Genomic DNA, 19,298 nt, shown 5'->3' on the forward strand with positions numbered 1-19,298 from the left:
CATATAAAACCTTCTGCACGTAAAGCATGCAGCACGCATCGTCCTCCTGACCGCACGCTTACGCAGCACCCACACCTTCGTGCGGCGCTACAGGCGGAACACCGGCGTCGCCGACCTCTATCACCGGGTAACCGGCCATCTGCCATGCCTCCAACCCACCCCGCAACGGCACCACGTCATCGTAATGCCGCTGGCGCAGCCGCCTAGCCAGCACGGCAGCAGACACCTCATTCGGACACGCACAGTAAATGACGATTTTGCGCTCGCGCGGCAACGCCGCGACAATCTCGTCGATACGTCGGTCGTCCACAGGCATCGCCCCCGGAATGACATACGACTCCAGCGTGCGATAGCCCGGAGCGCGAATATCCAACACAACTGGTACCTCCTCACCCTGCATCAACGCGTAGAGTTCGTCCACGTCGATGCGCGAGGACTCCATCGACTTCATCAATCTGTACCGGCGCCAAGCCCTATAACCCACATAGAAGGCCAGCAGACCGCCTAGCAACAGCGACGCGCGCGCGCCTAACAAACTCAACCAATCCAGCAATGCCTGGAGTTGGCCGGCAAAGCATAGACCGAGCAACAGACCACAGACAGCCCACAACGCGGCGCCCAAGGTGTCGTAGCGCAGAAACATAGCCAACCGTACCCGCATCGCACCGGCCATCGGCACCGAGACCATGGACAAACCAGGCACGAACTTTGCGAGCATCAGCAGGCGTACTCCCCAGCGCGCATAGAAGCGCTCGGTTTGCCTCATGCAGCTGTCGCGCGACAACGACAGCCGACACAGCGACTGCAACGTGCGATTGCCATAACGGCGACCAGCCCAGAACCAGAGCAGATCACCGAGCAGACTAGCCAGGATCGAAACCGACAACGCGCTCAACAGTGCAACCCACATCTCCACACCGTGGAGCAACGCATACGTCGCACCAACCAGAATCAGGGTTGGCAATGCTGGCACAGGCAAACCCAACGACAACGCCAACACGTTGACGAAGAGCAGAGCCAGCCCATAACGCGCGATCAGTTCCTGCATGTCATGCTGCACCCAAGACGAAAACAACCGAGGCCATTATCCTCCCAACACCGACGGCGCGTGTCCGCGCCGACGCATCACCGGCCGGACACATCCATCCATCGTCGCGCAGCACATGCGCACGACGACCCGCACCAACCACACTTCGCCCAGACCACGTCAAGCACAGTCAATCGCGCCAAGTGGCCCACTCCTTGCCACTGCGCCAAGCAACCTGAAATTGCTCATCAATGGCTTTAGCCCACCTCCCTGCGGAACCACTTGCTCAGCAGCGCGTGGCGGGAGTCCGCGCAACAGATCTCCGGCAGGCCAACCAAGCCCAAGCCGCCCCACTACAGCCCGCGCATGCCACGCATAGCCAACATGCTCAGGGCATCCTGAGCGAACAATCCGCCAACCTTGCGCCGCGCCGAGTTCGCCAACACGCTCGCGCGATGCACACGCAACCAGGGACGACCGAACACGGCGCGCCATTGCACCAACCGGCACAGGGCCTACCTGTGTCGCAGCAAGGATCGGCCCCCATAGGGCAGCGGACTTCCATCCATCCACCTTCTCGTCATTGCCTGGAAAATCCTTCACAGCGATACCGTTGATGAGCTTACGCGCCACCAAACTCGCAGTGGGTTGGGATGCACAAACGAACGTCGTCGCGACCGATGGCCGCCTCACGGAAGGCCGTCCGAAATCGCATACAAGCATCCCGTCCTAGCCTGCCAGCTCACCGGCCAGATAAAAAAGAAACGCCTGCAAATCATTGCTTTGCAGGCGTTTCTTGACTACTGGCGGAGTGAGAGGGATTCGAACCCTCGATAGAGCTTTTGACCCTATACTCCCTTAGCAGGGGAGCCCCTTCAGCCGCTCGGGCATCACTCCGGATTTACGCGTTGCGGGTATTCCGCGACCGGCCGCGAAGGATACAGGGTTCGACTATCTCAGGTAAACCCTTTCCTCACATCAATCGTCAGATTGATCGTCATGAGGTATCGCACCATGCGAGTTCTGCTCATCACCGCGCCGGATGCGTTGATAAATTTCTTCGCGATGCACAGCCACGTCCTTAGGCGCGGTGATGCCGATACGCACTTGGTTGCCCTTGACCCCAAGCACCGTCACGGTGACCGAATCGCCGATCATCAAGGTTTCGCCTCCCCGGCGAGTCAAGATCAACATTTTTAGAATTCTCCAAAGAAACCAGCACTCCCACCGACACAACACTCCATGCGGAGCGTCACCATAACCAATACGCTTATGTATGTTAGCGAAGACGTGCCCTGCCAGCAAGGCTTCATGTATGAATATTCAGGAGAGATGTTGCTTGACCCATTCGGTGACGCCTGCCAAAGCATGAACAAGGGCGGGCCCGTCCTCGCCACCACCCTGGGCGAGGTCCGGGCGGCCGCCGCCCTTGCCCGATATCTGACTGGCGATGTGGCTCAACAGTTCCCCGGCCTTGACCCGTCCCATTGGGCTGCCATTCACCCCTGAAACCAGTGCAACCTTGCCTTCGCTAGCACCAGCCAACACGATCACACTCTCGCCAAGCTGCTGCTTCAAGCGATCCATCGCCTCGCGCAATGCCTTGGCATCGAATCCCTCCAACCGTACCGCAAGCACCTTCACCCCGCCCACATCGACCGCCGAACCGGCTAGGTCGGCCGTAGCGCTGGAGGCCAACTTGGCCTTTAATGCCTCCATTTCGCGCTCCAGGCGCTTGTACTTGTCACCAAGCTGACGAATCTTGTCTACCATGTCATTCGCGCTGCCACCGACTAACTCGGCAGCCTCGTGCAACATGGCTTCTTCGGCCGACACGTAATCCAGGGCTCCCTGACCTGTCACCGCCTCGATGCGACGTACGCCGGCGGATACGCCGCCTTCGCTGGTCATCTTGAACAGGCCGATGTCGCCTGTCCGCGTTACATGCGTACCGCCGCATAGTTCAGTGGAGTAATCGCCCATCTTCAGTACCCGCACGCGCTCGCCGTATTTTTCGCCGAACAGCGCCATCGCACCGAAGTCCAGCGCTTCCTGCATCCCCATCTGATGCACTTCGACGGCGTGGTTGGCGCGCACTTGCTGATTGACCTTGCGTTCGATCAAGGCCAGTTCCTTGGCAGCGATCGGCTGGAAGTGCGAAAAATCGAAGCGCAGGCGATCCGGCGCCACCAGCGAGCCTTTCTGCTGGACATGCGTTCCCAAGACCTCGCGGAGCGCAGCATGCAACAAATGAGTAGCAGAATGGTTGAGGATAGTCGCACGACGGCGTTCAGCATCGACCTGAGCGGCGAGCACATCGCCGATCTTCAGAGTACCCTCGATCAACGTACCGACATGGCCATGGAACTGGCCAGCGAACTTCTGCGTATCGGTCACTGCAAAGCGCGTACTGCCCTGGAGCAATATGCCGATATCACCGACTTGACCGCCAGATTCCGCATAGAATGGCGTCTTATCGGTCAGTATGATCACCGCATCGCCGGACTGCACGGACTTCACGGGCCGCCCATCCTTGAGCAATGCGACCACACGCAAGCCATCGGCCTGCAAGCTGTCGTAGCCCAGGAACACGGTCGGCGCCAGCGTCGCGACCAAGTCGGCCGGCAACTGCACGCCACCACCGAACTTGCCGGCCTCGCGTGCACGCCTGCGCTGCTCTTCCATTGCCGTCTCAAAACCCTGCTCGTCCACGCACAAAGCGCGCTCGCGGGCGATGTCCTGAGTCAAATCCAGTGGGAAGCCGTAAGTGTCGTACAAACGGAAGGCATCTTCGCCAGCGATCACGCCTCCCTGTGCCTTCGCAGCAACGTCTTCGAAGATCTTCATCCCGGCGTCGAGGGTCTCGGCAAAACGCTCTTCCTCAGCCTGCAAGGCGCGCAACACGATGTCCTGCGCCGCGACCAGTTCGGGATAGGCCTCGCCCATCAGCGTAACCAGGGTCGGCACGAGCTTGCTGAAGAACGCCTGCCGCACGCCGAGCATCCAACCATGGCGCAAGGCACGGCGGATGATCCGGCGCAGAACATAGCCGCGCCCCTCGTTGGACGGCAACACACCATCGACGATCAAGAATGCGCATGCACGAATGTGATCGGCAATCACGCGTAACGACTTGTTTTCCAGGTCGGTGGTGACGGTCAGTTCGGAGGCCTTGCGAATCAGTGCCTGGAACAGGTCGATCTCATAGTTGGTGTGCACATGCTGCAGGATTGCCGCTAGGCGCTCCAATCCCATCCCGGTATCCACGCAGGGCGCCGGCAGCGGCACCAGGGTCCCATCGGGCTGGCGATCGAATTGCATGAACACCAGGTTCCAAATTTCGATGAAACGGTCGCCATCCTCCTCCGGCGATCCCGGCGGGCCGCCCGCGATATGTGCGCCATGGTCGTAGAAGATCTCGGTACAGGGACCGCAGGGGCCGGTGTCGGCCATCTGCCAGAAGTTGTCCGAGGCGTAAGGCGCACCCTTGTTGTCGCCGATGCGCACGATGCGCTCCTCCGGCACACCAACCATATCGCGCCACAGGCCATATGCCTCATCGTCAGTGTGGTAGACCGTGACCAACAAGCGCTCGGCCGGTAATTTCCACACCTGGGTCAGCAACTCCCAGGCCCAGGCGATCGCATCTTTTTTGAAATAATCGCCGAAGGACCAGTTACCGAGCATCTCGAAGAACGTGTGATGGCGGGCGGTATAACCGACCGAGTCCAGATCGTTGTGCTTGCCGCCAGCGCGCAGACAGCGCTGCACATCCGCCGCGCGTACGTAGCTGCGCTTCTCGGCGCCAAGGAATACGTCCTTGAACTGGACCATGCCGGAATTGGTGAACAGCAGGGTCGGATCGTTACCGGGTATTAGTGGGGCGGAGGGAACGATGGTATGGCCCTTCCCCTTGAAGAACTCGAGGAAGTCACTGCGAATCTGGGAGGTAGAAAATTTGGCGGGTGCGTTCATGGGCTGGCTGTAGACGAGCGGGCGGGTTTTTCACGCGTGCCATCAACGATGAAGACGCATAGAAACCCGACAAGATAGCCACCAAGGGTAACAGGCCCGACCCGCTCAGTCCTCCGTGGCATCGCGCATAGCTGCGCGGATGCTATCGCCATCGAAACCCCGCCGCGCCAGCAAGTCGGCAGCCTTGCGCCGTTGTTGCAGATCTCTTGACGCTTCCGCGCCGAAACGCCGCATCACCAAGTCGCGGGCATTTTCGGCCCAATCGCCTTCGAAGGTCGCCATGGCCATCGCGATGGCATCGCTATCGAACCCATGCGTGCATAGCATTGCGCGGATGTACAGCGGTCCATAGCCCAGGCTGGCACGGCTGCGGACCAACAGTTCAGCAAATCGGCCATCGTCCTGCCAGCCATCGTCACTGAGGCGATCCACTGCCGCATTGGCAGCCTCTACCTCCACACCGCGCGCCAACAACTTGCGGGTCAATTCCTTGCGTGAATGCTCGCGCCGCACTAACAATCCCAAAGCCTTTTGCAGCGGCGTCTGCTCCGGTTGTCGGCGACGCCGATGGCGCTCCTGTGCAGGCTCTTCGCTCATGGAAATCCACCACCAGTCATGCGCCATCCCTGGCACGTGTGCTCCTTAGCTTGATCAAGACCGCCGAGGGAGACGAGCGGCACTGACTCCACCGCTCCCCCGGCAGAAAACCCTTAAGCGTCGAGGTCTTCGGCGTCGGCGGGGCTGGGCGCGATTTCCGTGGGCTGGAACTTCTCGCGCAGTTCGCTTTCCAACTTGGCGGCAACCTGAGGGTTGTCGCGCAGGTAGCCGCGAGCGTTGTCCTTGCCCTGGCCGATGCGCTCACTGCCGTAGCTATACCAGGCGCCGGCCTTTTCAACCAGCTTGGCCTCCACGCCCATGTCGATCAGTTCGCCCTCGCGACTGATGCCTTCGCCGTAGAGGATCTCGGTGACGACCTGTTTGAACGGGGGAGCCAACTTGTTCTTGACCACCTTGATTTTGGTCTGGTTGCCGATGATTTCATCGCCCTTCTTGATCGCGCCGATGCGGCGGATATCCAACCGCACCGATGCGTAAAACTTCAGTGCGTTACCGCCGGTGGTGGTTTCCGGGCTCTGCCCCGGCATCATCACACCGATCTTCATGCGCAACTGGTTGATGAAGACGACCAGGGTGTTGGAGCGCTTGATGTTGCCGGTGAGCTTACGCAGCGCCTGGCTCATCAGACGCGCCTGCAGGCCGGGCAGTTGATCGCCCATTTCACCCTCGATTTCGGCCTTTGGGGTCAACGCGGCGACCGAGTCAATCACCACGATGTCCACCGACCCCGAGCGCACCAGCATATCGGCGATTTCCAGCGCTTGTTCGCCGGTATCCGGCTGCGACAGCAGCAATTCGTCGACATTGACGCCCAGCTTGGCAGCGTAGACCGGGTCCAGCGCATGTTCGGCATCAATGAACGCAGCGGTGCCGCCGTTCTTCTGACACTGAGCGATGGCCTGCAGGGTCAGGGTGGTCTTGCCCGAGGATTCCGGACCGTAAATCTCGACCACGCGGCCCTTCGGCAGGCCACCGATGCCGAGCGCGATATCCAGCATCAGCGAACCGGTCGGAATCACTTCCACGGCTTCGATGACACGATCGCCCATCCGCATCACCGAGCCCTTGCCGAACTGCTTTTCGATCTGACTCAGGGCGGCCGCGAGCGCGCGCTTCTTGTTCTCGTCCATTGTTGTTTCCTTGGAAAGTGAGGAGGATGTGCGGAGTGGGTTCAATGTAATGACTTGGTATCGCACAGGCTGAGACGACGCGTGGCGAAGCCAAAATAATGTGCGCGAGCATGTCTACGACAGCGGCGAATGGCGATGTGCAAGGTCGGGAAAGTCCTAAGAACGGTGTCGTGCATGCCCCACCCCACCGCATCAGCGGTTTGGACGCAGCAGGCCGCAATATAGGCCTTCGATGGCGAAATCCTGATCGGGCAACACTTCGATCGGCGCGTAATCCGGATTCCGTGGTAACAGACGAATACGGTCCTTGCCGATCTTGAGCAGCTTGACGGTGATTTCTTCTTCGATCCGTGCCACCACAATCTGCCCCGAACGCGCATCGCGGGTACGGTGCACACCGATCAGGTCGCCATCGAAGATGCCTTCGTCGCGCATCGAGTCGCCCTGCACTTTCAGCAGGTAATCCGGCGCCGGCGAGAAGAACACCCGGTCCAGCACCACGAAATCGTCGGAGCCGATGTCCGCACCGATCGGCAAACCGGCCGCGACCCGCCCCAGCACGGGTAAGCGCAGGATGTCGGCCTTGTCGATCTGCGGCGGCGCCGTCGGCGTGCCTCCTCCGCCCAGCAAGCGGATTCCGCGTGCCTGCCCCGGCACACGCCGGATCGCGCCTGCCTGCTCCAATGCCTCCAGATGATATTGCGCGGCGCGCACGCCCTTGAAGCCGAGGGCACGGGCAATTTCAGTCTGGGAAGGCGGGACGCCTTCGTGTTCGATGCGCTCGGCGATCAAGTCGAGGATCGCCTGTTGGGTTTCGGTTATCTCCATGATTAGTAGTAATACTACTAAAATCTCCAAAAGGCAACTGCCCTTACCGCCGCTATGCTCCAAGCACTCGACACAGCGACTCCAATCCCATCTTTCGGCCAGCGCGGCTGAGCGCATGACAGCCCGGCCCGCAACGGTCGCCCCCTCGGACTGACGCCAGCAGCATGCTCAGCGCCAGCTGCGTCGGATCCAGAAGAGGATGTCGCAGGCTCGACCCAACGAGTATCGCGCGGCAGATATCGCCGAGCAATTGCAGTGCGCCAAGCACGACACGGCAGGCAGGAGAAGTACGCCAACAGGATTGAAAATCGCCGTGTCGGCTCCTCCCTCGCCCAGGGCATCGATGAGTTAACGCAGAATGGCAGGCAATCCAACGTCGGCGCCACGATCAACGTTTCCCACATCGCGCACTCTGCTATCGCATGCGCTCGGCAACGTTCACAGCAGCGCGTCCAGACCGCATAGTGCCGCGGCCACGGTCTGCCGACGCACCGCATCGCGGTCGCCGGGGAAGTGGAACAGTTGTGCACTGGCATAGCCACCGCGCCGCTTCCAGCCCAGCCAGACGCTGCCCACGGGCTTATCCGCCGAACCGCCACTTGGTCCGGCGATGCCGGTGACCGCCACCGCGATGCTGGCCCCGGAACTGACCAGCGCGCCAGACACCATTTCGATCACCGTCTCGCGGCTGACCGCACCATGCTGCTCCAGCGTCTGCGGACGTACACCAAGCAACGCCTGCTTGGCTTCGTAGCTGTAAGCGACGATGCCGCAATCGAACCAAGTCGACGAGCCGGCGACGTCGGTCATCACCTTGGCGATCCAGCCGCCACTGCAACTCTCGGCGGTCACCAACCGTTCGCGCGCGGAGCGCAGGCGCTCGCTGAGCGCAGTGGCCAGATGCAGCAGGTCTTGATCGGCGGGCAGGGTCATGGCGCAACTCGGAAAACCAATGCGCTTTGTAGCCCAATTCGCCGTGGCTGTCGCGCATGCGTGTGCCAGCGGATGACTGGTCCTGGCGGTCAGCGACAGGCGCGCCTGTGCCAGATCGACGCGGATGGCGCGCCACGCCCGATCGATGTCGTGCCTACAAGACTGCACCAAGCAGAGGGCTCAGCGCTGCTGCCATTCCTCCTGCTCGCGCGGCGGCAACAGCGCGCGGATCGGCGCGCCATCGGCGGTGGCGGCAAGGCGTTCGGCTTCGGTGATCGGGATGTCCACCTGCAACAACCAGCCATCCTCGTCGCCCTGTTCGCTGCGGATCACTTGCAACTGGTGCAACTGCGAGCGCAGGCGCCCAGCGCTCGGCGGAAGGCGCAAACGTCCCTGCACATGACGCAGTCCCAGACGCTGGCCGAGCACTTGCTGCAGCAGATCCTGGCCACGTCCGTCGCGTGCCGAGATCCACACGCGCTCGCGCCGCGCCGCGTCCGGGGCGCCGTCCTGGGCGTCGTGGCGCGCTTGGGCGCCCTCGATGCGATCAATCTTGTTGAACACCAGCAACTGCGGCAACTCGCCAGCACCGACTGCGTGCAGCACCTCGTCGACCTGGGCGATGCGCTCCTCGCGCAGTGGATCGGCAGCATCGACGACATGCAGCAGGAAGTCGGCCTCGCGCGCCTCGGACAGGGTGGAACGGAACGCGGCGACCAGTTCGTGCGGCAGGTCGCGCACGAAGCCGACGGTGTCGGCGAGCATGGCATTGCCACCGGGCAAGGCGATACGGCGCACGGTCGGATCCAAGGTCGCGAACAACTGATCGGCGGCATATGCCTCGGCGCCGGTCAGCGCATTGAACAGGGTCGACTTACCCGCGTTGGTATAGCCGACCACGGCGATCCGTGGCAGTTCGCTGCGTACCCGCGCGCGACGCATCTGGGTGTGCTGAACTTCGACCTTTTCCAAGCGCTTCTGCAACTGCTCCACCCGCTTCTGCAACAGGCGTCGGTCGGTTTCCAGCTGGGTTTCGCCAGGACCGCGCAAGCCGATCGACCCACCGCGCTGACGCTCCAGGTGGGTCCAACCGCGCACCAGGCGCGTGGCCATGTGCCGTAATTGCGCCAGCTCGACCTGCAGCTTGCCTTCATGGCTCCGTGCGCGCTGGGCGAAGATGTCCAGAATCAGCCCGGTGCGGTCGATCACGCGCCGCTCCAAGTATTTCTCCAGGTTACGCTCCTGGCCCGGGCTGAGCGCGTGGTTCACCAGTATCAGATCGGCGCCGCTGGCATCGGCCGCCGCCTTCACTTCCTCGAGCTTGCCGCTACCGATCAGCGTGGACGGGCTGGGCTTGTCGATGCGCGCGGTCACGGTCGCGGCGATGCTGGCACCAGCCGAGCGCGCCAGATCGGCGAACTCTTCCAACACGTCGTCTTGCAATGGACCGCCCGCGTAGGGCTGGATCAACAGTGCGTGTTCGCCGCGACGCGACCGATCAAACACTTGCAACTCCAGCCTTCAACAACCCGCTACTCGGCTTCGTCATCGATCGCACTGCCACCTTCATTCTGTTGCACATAACCGCCGCCCGGCCCCACACGCACGTTGCGTGCCGGTACCACGGTGGAAATGGCGTGTTTGTAGACCATCTGGCTCACGGTGTTGCGCAACAGCACCACGAACTGGTCGAACGACTCGATCGTCCCCTGCAACTTGATCCCGTTGACCAAATACACCGACACAGGCACCCGCTCGCGCCGCAACGCGTTGAGGAAAGGATCTTGCAAGGATTGCCCCTTGGACATGCTTCACTCCCGAACTTATTGTTTTTATTGGCCGGCACGGCAATGCAGCTCCCCTGCCGTGGTCCGGAACGCTGATGGTACACAACCGCGAGCGCAAGCACAGCGCGACAGGAATGCGGATCAGATGAGGAAGGACTCCAGCGCCGCCTGCAAACGCCCGGCATCGCCCTGCGGATCGAACCAGCGCGCATCCAGTTCACCGCGTAGCCAAGTCAATTGACGCTTGGCAAGCTGACGGGTGGCGGCGATGCCACGTGCGCGGAAGGTCGGCGCGTCAGTCTCGCCGTCCAGGTGCTCCCATGCCTGACGATAGCCGACCGCGCGCACCGCTGGCAGTTGCAGCGGCTGTTCCACCGCGCGCATGCCGGGCAAAGCGCGCAATGTACGCACCTCGTCGAGAAACCCTTGCGCCAGCATCGCATCGAAACGCGCTTCGATGCGCCGATGCAGCACACTGCGATCGGTAGGCGCCAAGACCAGCTTGAGTACGCGCAGCGGCAACCGAGGCGGCCTGGGCTGGGCCTGCCAAGCACTGATCGGGCGACCACTGTGCTGGTACACCTCCAGCGCGCGCTGGATGCGCTGCGCATCGCCCGAGCGGATCCGCTCAGCCGCCACCGGGTCGATCCGCTGCAATTGCGCATGCAATGCGGCCCAGCCTTCGGCACGTGCCCGCGCGGCCAATGCGGCCCGAAACTGCGGGTCGGCTGGTGGCATCGGCGCCAGACCTTCGAGCAGGGCCTGAAAGTACAGGCCAGTCCCGCCGGCAAGGATCGGCAGGCGACCACGGGCGACGATCCCCTCCAATGCGGCGCGCGCATCCAGCGCGAATTCGGCCGCCGAATAGGTCTGCCAGGGATCGCGCAGGTCTAGCATATGGTGGGGCACCCGTGCCCGCTGCGCGGAATCGGGCTTGGCCGCGCCGATCTCCAGATTTCGGTACACCAGCGCCGAATCGACGCTGACGATCTCGCCACCGTAACGCTCGGCGAGGGCGATGGCCACCGCGGTCTTGCCCGAAGCGGTCGGGCCCATCAACGCGATCGCGCGCGGGCGCTGGTCGGCCGGCATCAGTCCTCGTCCGGCCAGCGGATCGGCATTGCCGTCCCCGTCGCAACACGCGGCGACGGCACGGCCTGTACCGCCTGCCAGACCGTCAGTGCGTCCACGGTCGCGGCGACGTCATGCACACGCAACAGCAATGCGCCGCGCTGCGCGGCCAGCAAGTGTGCGGCGACAGAACCGGCCACGCGCTGTTCCGGCGACTCGCGTCCGGTCAGCTCGCCGATGCTGCGCTTACGCGACAAGCCCGCCAGCACCGGGACGCCCAACTCGCACAGACGCGGCAGATGCGCAAGCAACTGCACATTGTCGGCGGTGCTCTTGCCGAACCCGAAGCCCGGATCGATCAGCAAGCGGCGCTTGTCGATGCCGGCCATCTCCGCAGCGAAAACACGCTCGACCAGAAATCGATGTACCTCGGCGACCACGTCGTCGTAGTGCGGCGCACTGCCAGCGGCGTAGGCATCGCCAGGCATATGCATCAGCACCACCGGCACGCGCAGGTCCGCGGCCGCATCCAGCGCATCGGGCTGACGTAGGGCCTGCACGTCGTTGATCATGCCGGCACCAGCCGCCACCGCCGCGCGCATCACCTCCGGCTTGAAGGTGTCCACACTCAGCGGCAGCGCGGTCTGCGCGACCAGTCGCTCGATCACCGGAATCACCCGACGCAGTTCTTCCTCCACCGGCACCGGCGCGGCTCCAGGCCGGGTCGATTCGCCACCGATATCGAGCAGGTCCGCGCCCTCCTCGGCCAGACGCAGGCCATGCGCGACCGCCGCTTCGACCGTCGCATGCGCGCCGCCATCGGAGAACGAGTCGGGAGTAACGTTGACGATGCCCATGACCCGCGGGCGGTCCAGCGTCAGGATGCGGCCAGCGCAATCCAGGCGAGGCGAGGTATCGAACATCAACAGATCTCCTGGTCATCTGTGCAGCCGGAACACGCCGCGACGGTTACACCGATAACGGCGCGCAAGACGGCAAAAACGGCTACCGGGAACGGTCGCGTCGAATGGGACAGCAGCATGGCAATGGACGCACCGCGAAAACATCATTGTCGCGCAGAACACAGCCACGCGACGAGCATGGTGTTTGCGCGCCCCGATCAGACTCCCACTGACGACAAAAAAGCCGGGGATCGCTCCCCGGCTCGTCTGCGGACGCGACTGTCGGCGTCACACCCTACAACTGCTCGGCGGGCCCGGCGATCGGCGGTAATGGCCGCGAATTGCCCTGATCGTTGCCACCATCTTTGCCGGACTTACCCCAGCCCATCGGCGGCGGCGGATCGCGGCCTTCCATGATCGCGTCGATCTGCGGTGCGTCGATGGTTTCGTACTGCAGCAGCAACTGCGACATGGTGTGCAGCTTGTCGAGGTTTTCGGTCAGGATCTGCGTGGTCTTCGCATACGCCTTGTCGAGGATCGAACGCACCACTTCATCGATACGCCGCGCGGTGTCGTCGGAGACGCTCTTGTGCTGGGTCACCGAACGCCCCAGGAACACTTCGTCGTCTTCTTCGCCATAGGCGATCGGCCCCAGTTCGTCGGACAGCCCCCACTTGGTGACCATGTTGCGCGCCATCTTGGTCGCGCGCTCGATGTCATTGGAAGCGCCGGTGGTGACCTTGTCGGTGCCGAAGATCAATTCTTCGGCCACGCGACCGCCGTACAGCGAGCACAGCTGCGACTCGATCGCGACACGATTCATCGAGTACTTGTCGCCTTCCGGCAGGTACATGGTCACGCCCAGCGCACGCCCGCGCGGGATGATGGTGACTTTGTAGACTGGGTCGTGCTCGGGCACCAATCGGCCGACGATGGCATGGCCGGCTTCGTGGTAGGCGGTGAGCGTCTTTTCGTCCTCGCTCATCGCCAGCGAGCGGCGCTCGGCACCCATCAGGATCTTGTCGCGCGCGCGGTCGAAATGGTCCATGCGCACCTCCTTGACCGACTCGCGCGCGGCGAACAACGCCGCCTCGTTGCACAAGTTGGCCAGGTCCGCGCCGGAAAACCCCGGTGTCCCACGCGCGATCACCATCGGCTCGACGTCGTCGGCCAATGGCAGCTTGCGCATGTGTACCTTGAGGATCTGTTCGCGACCACGCACATCGGGCAAGCCCACCACCACCTGGCGGTCGAAACGGCCCGGACGCAGCAACGCCGGATCCAGCACGTCGGGACGGTTGGTCGCGGCGATCACGATCACGCCCTCGCCCCCCTCGAACCCGTCCATTTCCACCAGCAACTGGTTGAGGGTCTGCTCACGCTCGTCGTGACCGCCACCCAAGCCGGCGCCGCGATGACGGCCGACCGCGTCGATCTCGTCGATGAAGATGATGCACGGCGCGTGCTTCTTGGCCTGCTCGAACATATCGCGCACGCGGCTGGCGCCGACACCAACGAACATCTCCACGAAGTCCGAACCGGAGATGCTGAAGAACGGCACCTTGGCCTCGCCCGCGATTGCCCTAGCCAGCAGGGTCTTGCCGGTGCCGGGCGGGCCCACCATCAGCACGCCGCGCGGAATCTTGCCGCCGAGCTTAGTGAATTTGGTCGGGTCGCGCAGGAAGTCGACCAGTTCACCGACCTCCTCCTTGGCCTCGTCGCACCCGGCGACGTCGGCGAAGGTGATCTTGACCTGGTCCTCGCCCTGCAGCTTGGCCCGCGATTTACCAAAGGACATCGCCCCCTTGGCACCGCCGCCGCCGCCCTGCATCTGGCGCATGATGAACAACCAGAAGCCGATGATCAGAATGACCGGCAGGAAATTCAGCACCAACGACCAAAAGCCCGGCCCGCTGGTCGGCTTCTGCCGGGTCATTTCCACATTCTTGCTGTACAGCACGTCGACCAGCTTGTCGTCGCGTGGGCCATAGACCGTGGCCTCGCTGTTGTCGTCGCGCTTGAAGCGGATCGCCGTGACCGACAGCCCAGTGTCGTCGGTGAAATCGACCGACTTCACCCGGCCGGCATCCACGTCCTTCAGGAACTGCGTGTAGGTCACGGTGTCGTTGCCCCCGCCACCGGCCAGCCGCGGCGAGAAACTCTGGAACACCACCATCAGCACGACGGCAACGACTACCCACAACAGCAGATTTTTGGTCAAGTCGTTCATCCTCATTGGCTCCGGTGCCCCTTCAACTCTGTCTCGATGCGTAACATAGCGTGTTCAGCTTACTTAATTTGGGTGCGCTTACCCTGTCCCAGGGCATAAACCTCCGGCGAGCGCTTGCGCGACGCGGCCGGTTTGCGGATGGTCACCTTCTCATAGCGGCGGCGCATCGCGCGAATGTAGTCATCGAACCCGACACCCTGGAACAGCTTGATCAGGAACACACCGTTCGGTTTCAGGTGGCTATCGGCGAACGCCATCGCCAATTCCGCCAGATGCATCATGCGCGGCTGATCCACCGCATCCATTCCACTCTTATTTGGGGCCATATCCGACAGCACAAGGTCCACCGCAGTCTCGCCCAGCATGGCCTCCAATTGCGATAGCACGGCTTCCTCCCTGAAGTCGCCATGAAGGAATTCCACACCGGCCAACGGCGGCATCTCCAGGATGTCCAGCGCCAGCACTCGACCGCGATCGCCCATCGACTTGCGCACCTGCTGCGACCAGCCACCGGGGGCTGCGCCAAGATCGACCACGACCATGTCCGGCTTCAGTAGCCTGTCGCGTTGCAAGAGCTCTTCGAGCTTGTAGGCAGCGCGCGAACGCATGCCTTCGGCCTGGGCCTTCTTCACGAAGGGGTCGGCGAAATGTTCGCGGAGCCAACGTTGGCTGCTTTTGCTGCGGGTGGCCATGGACGGGCGGACGGAAAGGGTGACCATGATACCCTGATCGCCCCTGCCAACCCTGCTGCCACTTGCATGTCGATCCGTCTGACCCCGTCCCAGAACCGCTTCCTGCGCGGCCTGGCGCACGACCTCAAACCCCTGTTGCAGATCGGTAGCAAAGGCGTCACCACGGCGTTCCTGGCGGAACTGGACGAGGTTCTGGAACGTCACGAACTGGTCAAGGTGAAAGTCGGCAGCGACGACCGCGAGACCCGCGACAGCGCCATCGGCAGCTTGATCGAGCAGTCGCACAGCGCACTGGTGCAGCGGATCGGCCACACCGCCATCCTGTACCGCCCGGCCAAGGAAGACCGCCAGATCGTGCTGCCGCGCGGCTGACCGCAGCACGGTGACGTCATGCAACTGACCCAGGAGCTGCCCGATTACAGCTACGCCCTGCGCATGGCCGATGGCCACCAGGCCAAGGTGAACGAACGCCTGCTGACCCGCAGCTTCATCTTGGCCCCGGACACCCTTGTCGAGGACTGGGATACGCCGGCGGCAAGCGAATTGCACCCGCGGCATCTGCAACCTGTGCTGGCATTGAACCCGACCCTGGTCATTCTCGGCACCGGCGAACACCAGGTGTTTCCCTCAGCGGCGGTGATGGCCCTGTTCCTCACCCGCGGCATCGGCATCGAGGCGATGAGCAACGCCGCCGCCGCTCGCACCTACAACGTCCTCGCCGCCGAGGGTCGGCGCGTGGCGGTCGGTTTCCTACTCGAAGGCTGAGCGCAAACCTTGCACGCCAGGACATCGTCCGGCGGCGCGCGGCGGCGTCCCACGCTGCTCTGCGATCCCCCTTTGCGGCTGACGCATTGGCGACCAGCACGACACACTTGCGCCTAAACCGATAGGGTTTGATCGAGGCGCAAGCGCACGGCGACTCATTGGGTTGCACCGTTCGAGCACAGCCGGCATAGCTTGAACTGGGCTGAGAGCAGGCAGCGCGAGACAGCAGCAGCTACCTGGGCGGCAAGTACAGCAGCGGGTCCACCGGTTTGCCGTTGTAGCGAATCTCGAAGTGCAGCATGTCGCGCGCCGCGCCGCTACGGCCCATTTCGGCGATCTGTTGGCCGGCCTTCACGTTCTGGCCTTCGTTGACCAGACGCTTGCGGTTATGGCCGTAGGCCGACAGCCATTGCTCGTTATGCTTGACGATGATCAGCTCGCCATAGCCGACCAGGCCGGCACCGGAGTACACCACCACGCCGTCGGCGGCGGCCCGCACCGGTTGACCGCTGCTGCCGGCGATATCCACACCCTGCCTGGTCGCCTCGCCACCGACGAAACGGCTGACGATCGCACCATCGGCCGGCCAGCGCCAATTGAAAGCGCTGCTCGCCGGGGTCGCAACCGGGGACGCGCTCGCAGACCGAGCCTCCGGGGCCGTGGCTCCCGTCGACGTCGATACCACCGACGCACTCCCGGGCTGTGCCGCAATCGTCGCCCCGGGTGGATACAGCTTCAACGACTGCCCAGGATAGATCGTGTACGGCGGCGACAATCGGTTCCAGCCGGCCAGATCCTGCGGAGTGACGTTGTTGGCGCGGGCGATCGCGTACAGGGTGTCGCCGTGGCGCACGGTCGCGCTCACACCGGGCTTGACGGCGGACACGCGTGGCGTCGCGACGCTGGAGCGCACGGATGTCTCAGCAGAGGAGGAAGTCCGCACCACCGTGGCGCTACTGCAGGCACCGAGCGCTAAAGCGACCAGCACCACGGCACCACCGCGCAGGCCGTTCCCCACGATCCGATCAACGCTCATCCGTATTTCGCTCTCCATAGGACGCACAGGAACAAAAGCACCAGAATCGCCATCGCGCCCCAGCCCAGCGGCTCGATCCAGCGGCGCAACGCAGCTTCCGCGCGCGGCCCGCCGAGACGGATCGCGCCTGCCAACAGATAGACGCGTTTGCCGCGCCCAACCAGCATGCTCGCCAGAAACGGTAGCAGCGGCACTCCGACAATGCCTGAGGCCCAGGTGAATATCTTCAGCGGAATGGGCATAAAGCCGGCCAGGACCAACAGCCAGAACGCCTGCCAGGGCGAGGCGACGATCACCTCGCGCAAGTGGCTGACCTGCGCATCGATTTTCTGCCTCCATCCCAGCCAATCGATCAGCGGCTGCACTGCGGCGAACGCGAAGTGACCAAGCAGGTACCCGATCATGGCACCGGCGATCGAACCGATCAGACTCAACGTGGCAAACCACAATGCACGCCGCGGCTGCGCCAGCGACATCGGCGCCAGCATGACTTCCGGCAACACCGGAAACACGATGGCTTCGGCGAAGCTGAGCCCGGTCAGCAGCACCGGTGCGTGACGATGCCGCGACCAGAGGATGGCACGTTCGTACAGCGGCCCGAATATTTTCATGCAGCGTGGCTCCGACGGTTCAATCCAGCATGCCAGACAGCAACGGGACGAAGGTCACCGGCGCCAGCACGTCGTGTTCGATGACGCCTTCGGCATCGCGGCGCAGGCGCACCAGCGACTGCGCTGATGCCTCACCCACCGGCGCCACCAGGCAGCCACGCGGAGCCAGTTGCTCGACCAGCGCATCCACCAGCGCCGGTGCCGCCGCGGTGACCACGATCGCATCGTAGGGGCCGTGCTCGGGCCAACCGATACGGCCATCGTCGTGCTTGCTGCGCACGTTCATGCCGAGCTGGCGGAAACGCTTGCGCGCCTGCCGCAGCAAGTCGCCGATGCGCTCGACCGTATGCACCTCCAGCCCCAGCGCGGCCAGAACCGCCGCCTGATAGCCGGAGCCGGTACCGACTTCCAGCACCTTCTTCGGCGCGACGTGGAGCACGGCCTCGGTCATTCGTGCGACCACCCAGGGCTGGGAAATGGTCTGCCCGTGACCGATCGGCAAGGCGGTGTCCTCGTAAGCCCGCGACGCCAGCGCCTCATCGATGAACAGATGCCGCGGCACGGTGCGCAAGGCGTTGAGGACGCGCTCGTCGCCAATGCCCGACTCGCGCAGACGCGCGACCAGACGGTCGCGCACACGCTGCGAGGTCATGCCAATACCGATCGCTTCCGATTGCAGACGCAACCGTGGGGTCATGTCGGCTGACCCAACGCCGCGCTGAGGCCACCAACCCAACCGGCGAGCGTTTCCAGCGCCTGATAGCGAGTGAGATCGACCTGAATCGGGGTGATCGAGATGAAGCCCGTGCGCACCGCATGGAAATCGGTGCCCGGGCCAGCATCCTGCTCACGTCCGGCGGGGCCGATCCAATACACGGTGCAACCGCGCGGGTCCGATTGCGGCAGGCACGCTTCGGAACGGTGGCGATTGCCGAGCCGGGTGACCTCGAACCCTTTGATTTCCTGCCACGGCAGGTCGGGCACGTTGACGTTGAGGATGGTGTCCGCCGGTAGCGGATCGGCCTTCAGTCGCGCCACGATCTCAATGGCGGCCCGCGCGGCGGTCTGAAAATGCTGCGGTGCGTGGTTACGCGCGGCCAGCGACACCGCCACCGCGGGCAGACCCAGAAAGCGGCCTTCCATCGCCGCCGACACCGTCCCGGAATAGATCACGTCGTCGCCGAGGTTGGGCGCATTGTTGATCCCGGAGACCACCATGTCCGGCTCGAAGTCGAGCATGCCGGTCAGCGCCAGATGCACGCAGTCGGTCGGCGTCCCGGCAACGCTGTACGTGTCGCGGTCGATGCGCTTGAGTCGGATCGGCAGATCCAGGGTCAGCGAGTTGCTCGCGCCGGAGCGATCGCGGTCGGGCGCGACCACCGTCAACTGATGGCCGGCACTGCGCAGATGCTCGGCCAGCATGCGGATGCCGGGAGCGTCGACGCCATCGTCGTTGCTGACTAGAACGCGCATTTCACCTCTAACTAATTGATTCTAAAGCAACACATACAGACGAAACCTGAGCGTACCAACGCTGGTACCAACACCTTGTTTCGATGAAATGAATGCGTCGGCAAGTCGCACATAATGCCCGTTAGCGGCCCCCCAGCGCCACCTTCGCGCTAGCGTTGGCGCACCAGCTTGCCCCCGGACGGCGCCATTTCCCCTCAACCTACACGACACACTCTAAGCT

19 protein-coding genes and 1 tRNA gene are annotated in these 19,298 nt (G+C 63.2%); 2 read left to right on the forward strand and 18 right to left on the reverse strand.

The window, feature by feature from the left end:
- Nucleotides 1-58: 58 nt before the first annotated feature.
- The 14 genes from XalbCFBP2523_RS10775 to rlmE form a co-directional block, all read right to left on the reverse strand.
- Complete coding sequence (locus tag XalbCFBP2523_RS10775; protein ID WP_045765571.1) at nucleotides 59-1,048, reverse strand: DedA family protein/thiosulfate sulfurtransferase GlpE; 990 nt, start codon at nucleotides 1,046-1,048, stop codon at nucleotides 59-61.
- 783 nt (nucleotides 1,049-1,831) lie between these two features.
- Nucleotides 1,832-1,924 (reverse strand) — tRNA-Ser (locus XalbCFBP2523_RS10780).
- An 81-nt stretch (nucleotides 1,925-2,005) separates the two neighbouring features.
- The gene (csrA, locus tag XalbCFBP2523_RS10785; protein ID WP_012915693.1) at nucleotides 2,006-2,221 is read right to left on the reverse strand and encodes a carbon storage regulator CsrA; all 216 of its coding nucleotides are present in this window, start codon (nucleotides 2,219-2,221) and stop codon (nucleotides 2,006-2,008) included.
- Between the two features lie 129 nt (nucleotides 2,222-2,350).
- Entirely contained in the window at nucleotides 2,351-5,002 is a 2,652-nt protein-coding gene (gene alaS / locus XalbCFBP2523_RS10790; RefSeq protein WP_045765570.1) for an alanine--tRNA ligase, read from the reverse strand.
- 105 nt (nucleotides 5,003-5,107) lie between these two features.
- Nucleotides 5,108-5,599: a recombination regulator RecX gene (recX, locus tag XalbCFBP2523_RS10795; RefSeq protein ID WP_012915691.1), complete on the reverse strand. Its 492-nt coding sequence runs from the start codon at nucleotides 5,597-5,599 to the stop codon at nucleotides 5,108-5,110.
- Nucleotides 5,600-5,712: 113 nt separating this feature from the next.
- Nucleotides 5,713-6,750 carry a recombinase RecA gene (gene recA, locus XalbCFBP2523_RS10800; RefSeq protein ID WP_045757927.1) on the reverse strand — a complete coding sequence of 346 codons (1,038 nt, stop codon included), beginning with the start codon at nucleotides 6,748-6,750 and terminating at the stop codon, nucleotides 5,713-5,715.
- Between the two features lie 192 nt (nucleotides 6,751-6,942).
- A complete protein-coding gene (gene lexA / locus XalbCFBP2523_RS10805; protein WP_045765569.1) occupies nucleotides 6,943-7,578 on the reverse strand; it encodes a transcriptional repressor LexA in 636 nt (211 codons plus the stop codon).
- Nucleotides 7,579-8,016: 438 nt separating this feature from the next.
- Nucleotides 8,017-8,511 (reverse strand): CinA family protein, encoded by a 495-nt coding sequence (locus XalbCFBP2523_RS10810; protein ID WP_045757925.1) that lies wholly within the window; start codon nucleotides 8,509-8,511, stop codon nucleotides 8,017-8,019.
- 180 nt (nucleotides 8,512-8,691) lie between these two features.
- The gene (hflX, locus tag XalbCFBP2523_RS10815) at nucleotides 8,692-10,017 is read right to left on the reverse strand and encodes a ribosome rescue GTPase HflX (protein WP_045766682.1); all 1,326 of its coding nucleotides are present in this window, start codon (nucleotides 10,015-10,017) and stop codon (nucleotides 8,692-8,694) included.
- Between the two features lie 26 nt (nucleotides 10,018-10,043).
- Complete coding sequence (hfq, locus tag XalbCFBP2523_RS10820; protein ID WP_012915686.1) at nucleotides 10,044-10,319, reverse strand: RNA chaperone Hfq; 276 nt, start codon at nucleotides 10,317-10,319, stop codon at nucleotides 10,044-10,046.
- Nucleotides 10,320-10,439: 120 nt separating this feature from the next.
- Nucleotides 10,440-11,390, reverse strand: a complete 951-nt coding sequence (gene miaA / locus XalbCFBP2523_RS10825; RefSeq protein WP_045757924.1) for a tRNA (adenosine(37)-N6)-dimethylallyltransferase MiaA — start codon at nucleotides 11,388-11,390, stop codon at nucleotides 10,440-10,442.
- Nucleotides 11,390-12,292 (reverse strand): dihydropteroate synthase, encoded by a 903-nt coding sequence (gene folP, locus XalbCFBP2523_RS10830; RefSeq protein ID WP_045757923.1) that lies wholly within the window; start codon nucleotides 12,290-12,292, stop codon nucleotides 11,390-11,392. The genes miaA and folP overlap by 1 nt, the downstream gene beginning before the upstream one ends.
- 274 nt (nucleotides 12,293-12,566) lie before the next feature.
- A complete protein-coding gene (gene ftsH, locus XalbCFBP2523_RS10835; protein WP_045760589.1) occupies nucleotides 12,567-14,501 on the reverse strand; it encodes an ATP-dependent zinc metalloprotease FtsH in 1,935 nt (644 codons plus the stop codon).
- A gap of 59 nt (nucleotides 14,502-14,560) precedes the next feature.
- Nucleotides 14,561-15,193 (reverse strand): 23S rRNA (uridine(2552)-2'-O)-methyltransferase RlmE, encoded by a 633-nt coding sequence (gene rlmE, locus XalbCFBP2523_RS10840; protein ID WP_045756790.1) that lies wholly within the window; start codon nucleotides 15,191-15,193, stop codon nucleotides 14,561-14,563.
- A gap of 66 nt (nucleotides 15,194-15,259) precedes the next feature.
- Here rlmE and yhbY point away from each other — a divergent pair, with 66 nt between their 5' ends.
- Both yhbY and XalbCFBP2523_RS10850 read left to right on the forward strand, forming a co-directional pair.
- On the forward strand, nucleotides 15,260-15,565 hold the full coding sequence (gene yhbY / locus XalbCFBP2523_RS10845) for a ribosome assembly RNA-binding protein YhbY (protein WP_012915681.1): 306 nt from the start codon (nucleotides 15,260-15,262) through the stop codon (nucleotides 15,563-15,565).
- An 18-nt stretch (nucleotides 15,566-15,583) separates the two neighbouring features.
- Complete coding sequence (locus tag XalbCFBP2523_RS10850; protein WP_045765568.1) at nucleotides 15,584-15,958, forward strand: Mth938-like domain-containing protein; 375 nt, start codon at nucleotides 15,584-15,586, stop codon at nucleotides 15,956-15,958.
- Between the two features lie 232 nt (nucleotides 15,959-16,190).
- Here XalbCFBP2523_RS10850 and XalbCFBP2523_RS10855 read toward each other — a convergent pair whose 3' ends face one another.
- Genes XalbCFBP2523_RS10855 through surE form a run of 4 tightly spaced genes read right to left on the reverse strand, consistent with a single transcriptional unit; the run spans nucleotide 16,191 to nucleotide 19,078 of the window.
- A complete protein-coding gene (locus XalbCFBP2523_RS10855) occupies nucleotides 16,191-17,012 on the reverse strand; it encodes a peptidoglycan DD-metalloendopeptidase family protein (RefSeq protein ID WP_045765567.1) in 822 nt (273 codons plus the stop codon).
- Nucleotides 16,991-17,605, reverse strand: a complete 615-nt coding sequence (locus XalbCFBP2523_RS10860) for a YqaA family protein (protein ID WP_012915678.1) — start codon at nucleotides 17,603-17,605, stop codon at nucleotides 16,991-16,993. Before XalbCFBP2523_RS10860 ends, XalbCFBP2523_RS10855 begins: the two co-directional genes overlap by 22 nt.
- A gap of 19 nt (nucleotides 17,606-17,624) precedes the next feature.
- Entirely contained in the window at nucleotides 17,625-18,302 is a 678-nt protein-coding gene (locus XalbCFBP2523_RS10865; protein WP_012915677.1) for a protein-L-isoaspartate(D-aspartate) O-methyltransferase, read from the reverse strand.
- Nucleotides 18,299-19,078 carry a 5'/3'-nucleotidase SurE gene (gene surE, locus XalbCFBP2523_RS10870; RefSeq protein ID WP_045765566.1) on the reverse strand — a complete coding sequence of 260 codons (780 nt, stop codon included), beginning with the start codon at nucleotides 19,076-19,078 and terminating at the stop codon, nucleotides 18,299-18,301. Before surE ends, XalbCFBP2523_RS10865 begins: the two co-directional genes overlap by 4 nt.
- Between the last annotated feature and the right edge of the window lie 220 nt (nucleotides 19,079-19,298).

It is taken from the genome of Xanthomonas albilineans (assembly GCF_002939705.1).
In the GTDB taxonomy this organism is placed as follows: Bacteria; Pseudomonadota; Gammaproteobacteria; order Xanthomonadales; family Xanthomonadaceae; genus Xanthomonas_A; species Xanthomonas_A albilineans.

Bases quoted from the DNA above. Each gene is read 5' to 3' on its own strand.
- miaA (WP_045757924.1), bottom strand. From the start codon at position 11,390: ATGCCGGCCGACCAGCGCCCGCGCGCGATCGCGTTGATGGGCCCGACC.
- XalbCFBP2523_RS10860 (WP_012915678.1), bottom strand. From the start codon at position 17,605: ATGAAAATATTCGGGCCGCTGTACGAACGTGCCATCCTCTGGTCGCGG.
- yhbY (WP_012915681.1), top strand. From the start codon at position 15,260: ATGTCGATCCGTCTGACCCCGTCCCAGAACCGCTTCCTGCGCGGCCTG.
- folP (WP_045757923.1), bottom strand. From the start codon at position 12,292: ATGTTCGATACCTCGCCTCGCCTGGATTGCGCTGGCCGCATCCTGACG.
- surE (WP_045765566.1), bottom strand. From the start codon at position 19,078: ATGCGCGTTCTAGTCAGCAACGACGATGGCGTCGACGCTCCCGGCATC.
- ftsH (WP_045760589.1), bottom strand. From the start codon at position 14,501: ATGAACGACTTGACCAAAAATCTGCTGTTGTGGGTAGTCGTTGCCGTC.
- alaS (WP_045765570.1), bottom strand. From the start codon at position 5,002: ATGAACGCACCCGCCAAATTTTCTACCTCCCAGATTCGCAGTGACTTC.
- XalbCFBP2523_RS10865 (WP_012915677.1), bottom strand. From the start codon at position 18,302: ATGACCCCACGGTTGCGTCTGCAATCGGAAGCGATCGGTATTGGCATG.
- recA (WP_045757927.1), bottom strand. From the start codon at position 6,750: ATGGACGAGAACAAGAAGCGCGCGCTCGCGGCCGCCCTGAGTCAGATC.
- XalbCFBP2523_RS10850 (WP_045765568.1), top strand. From the start codon at position 15,584: ATGCAACTGACCCAGGAGCTGCCCGATTACAGCTACGCCCTGCGCATG.
- lexA (WP_045765569.1), bottom strand. From the start codon at position 7,578: ATGGAGATAACCGAAACCCAACAGGCGATCCTCGACTTGATCGCCGAG.
- hfq (WP_012915686.1), bottom strand. From the start codon at position 10,319: ATGTCCAAGGGGCAATCCTTGCAAGATCCTTTCCTCAACGCGTTGCGG.
- XalbCFBP2523_RS10775 (WP_045765571.1), bottom strand. From the start codon at position 1,048: ATGCAGGAACTGATCGCGCGTTATGGGCTGGCTCTGCTCTTCGTCAAC.
- XalbCFBP2523_RS10810 (WP_045757925.1), bottom strand. From the start codon at position 8,511: ATGACCCTGCCCGCCGATCAAGACCTGCTGCATCTGGCCACTGCGCTC.
- XalbCFBP2523_RS10855 (WP_045765567.1), bottom strand. From the start codon at position 17,012: ATGGAGAGCGAAATACGGATGAGCGTTGATCGGATCGTGGGGAACGGC.
- csrA (WP_012915693.1), bottom strand. From the start codon at position 2,221: ATGTTGATCTTGACTCGCCGGGGAGGCGAAACCTTGATGATCGGCGAT.
- recX (WP_012915691.1), bottom strand. From the start codon at position 5,599: ATGAGCGAAGAGCCTGCACAGGAGCGCCATCGGCGTCGCCGACAACCG.
- rlmE (WP_045756790.1), bottom strand. From the start codon at position 15,193: ATGGCCACCCGCAGCAAAAGCAGCCAACGTTGGCTCCGCGAACATTTC.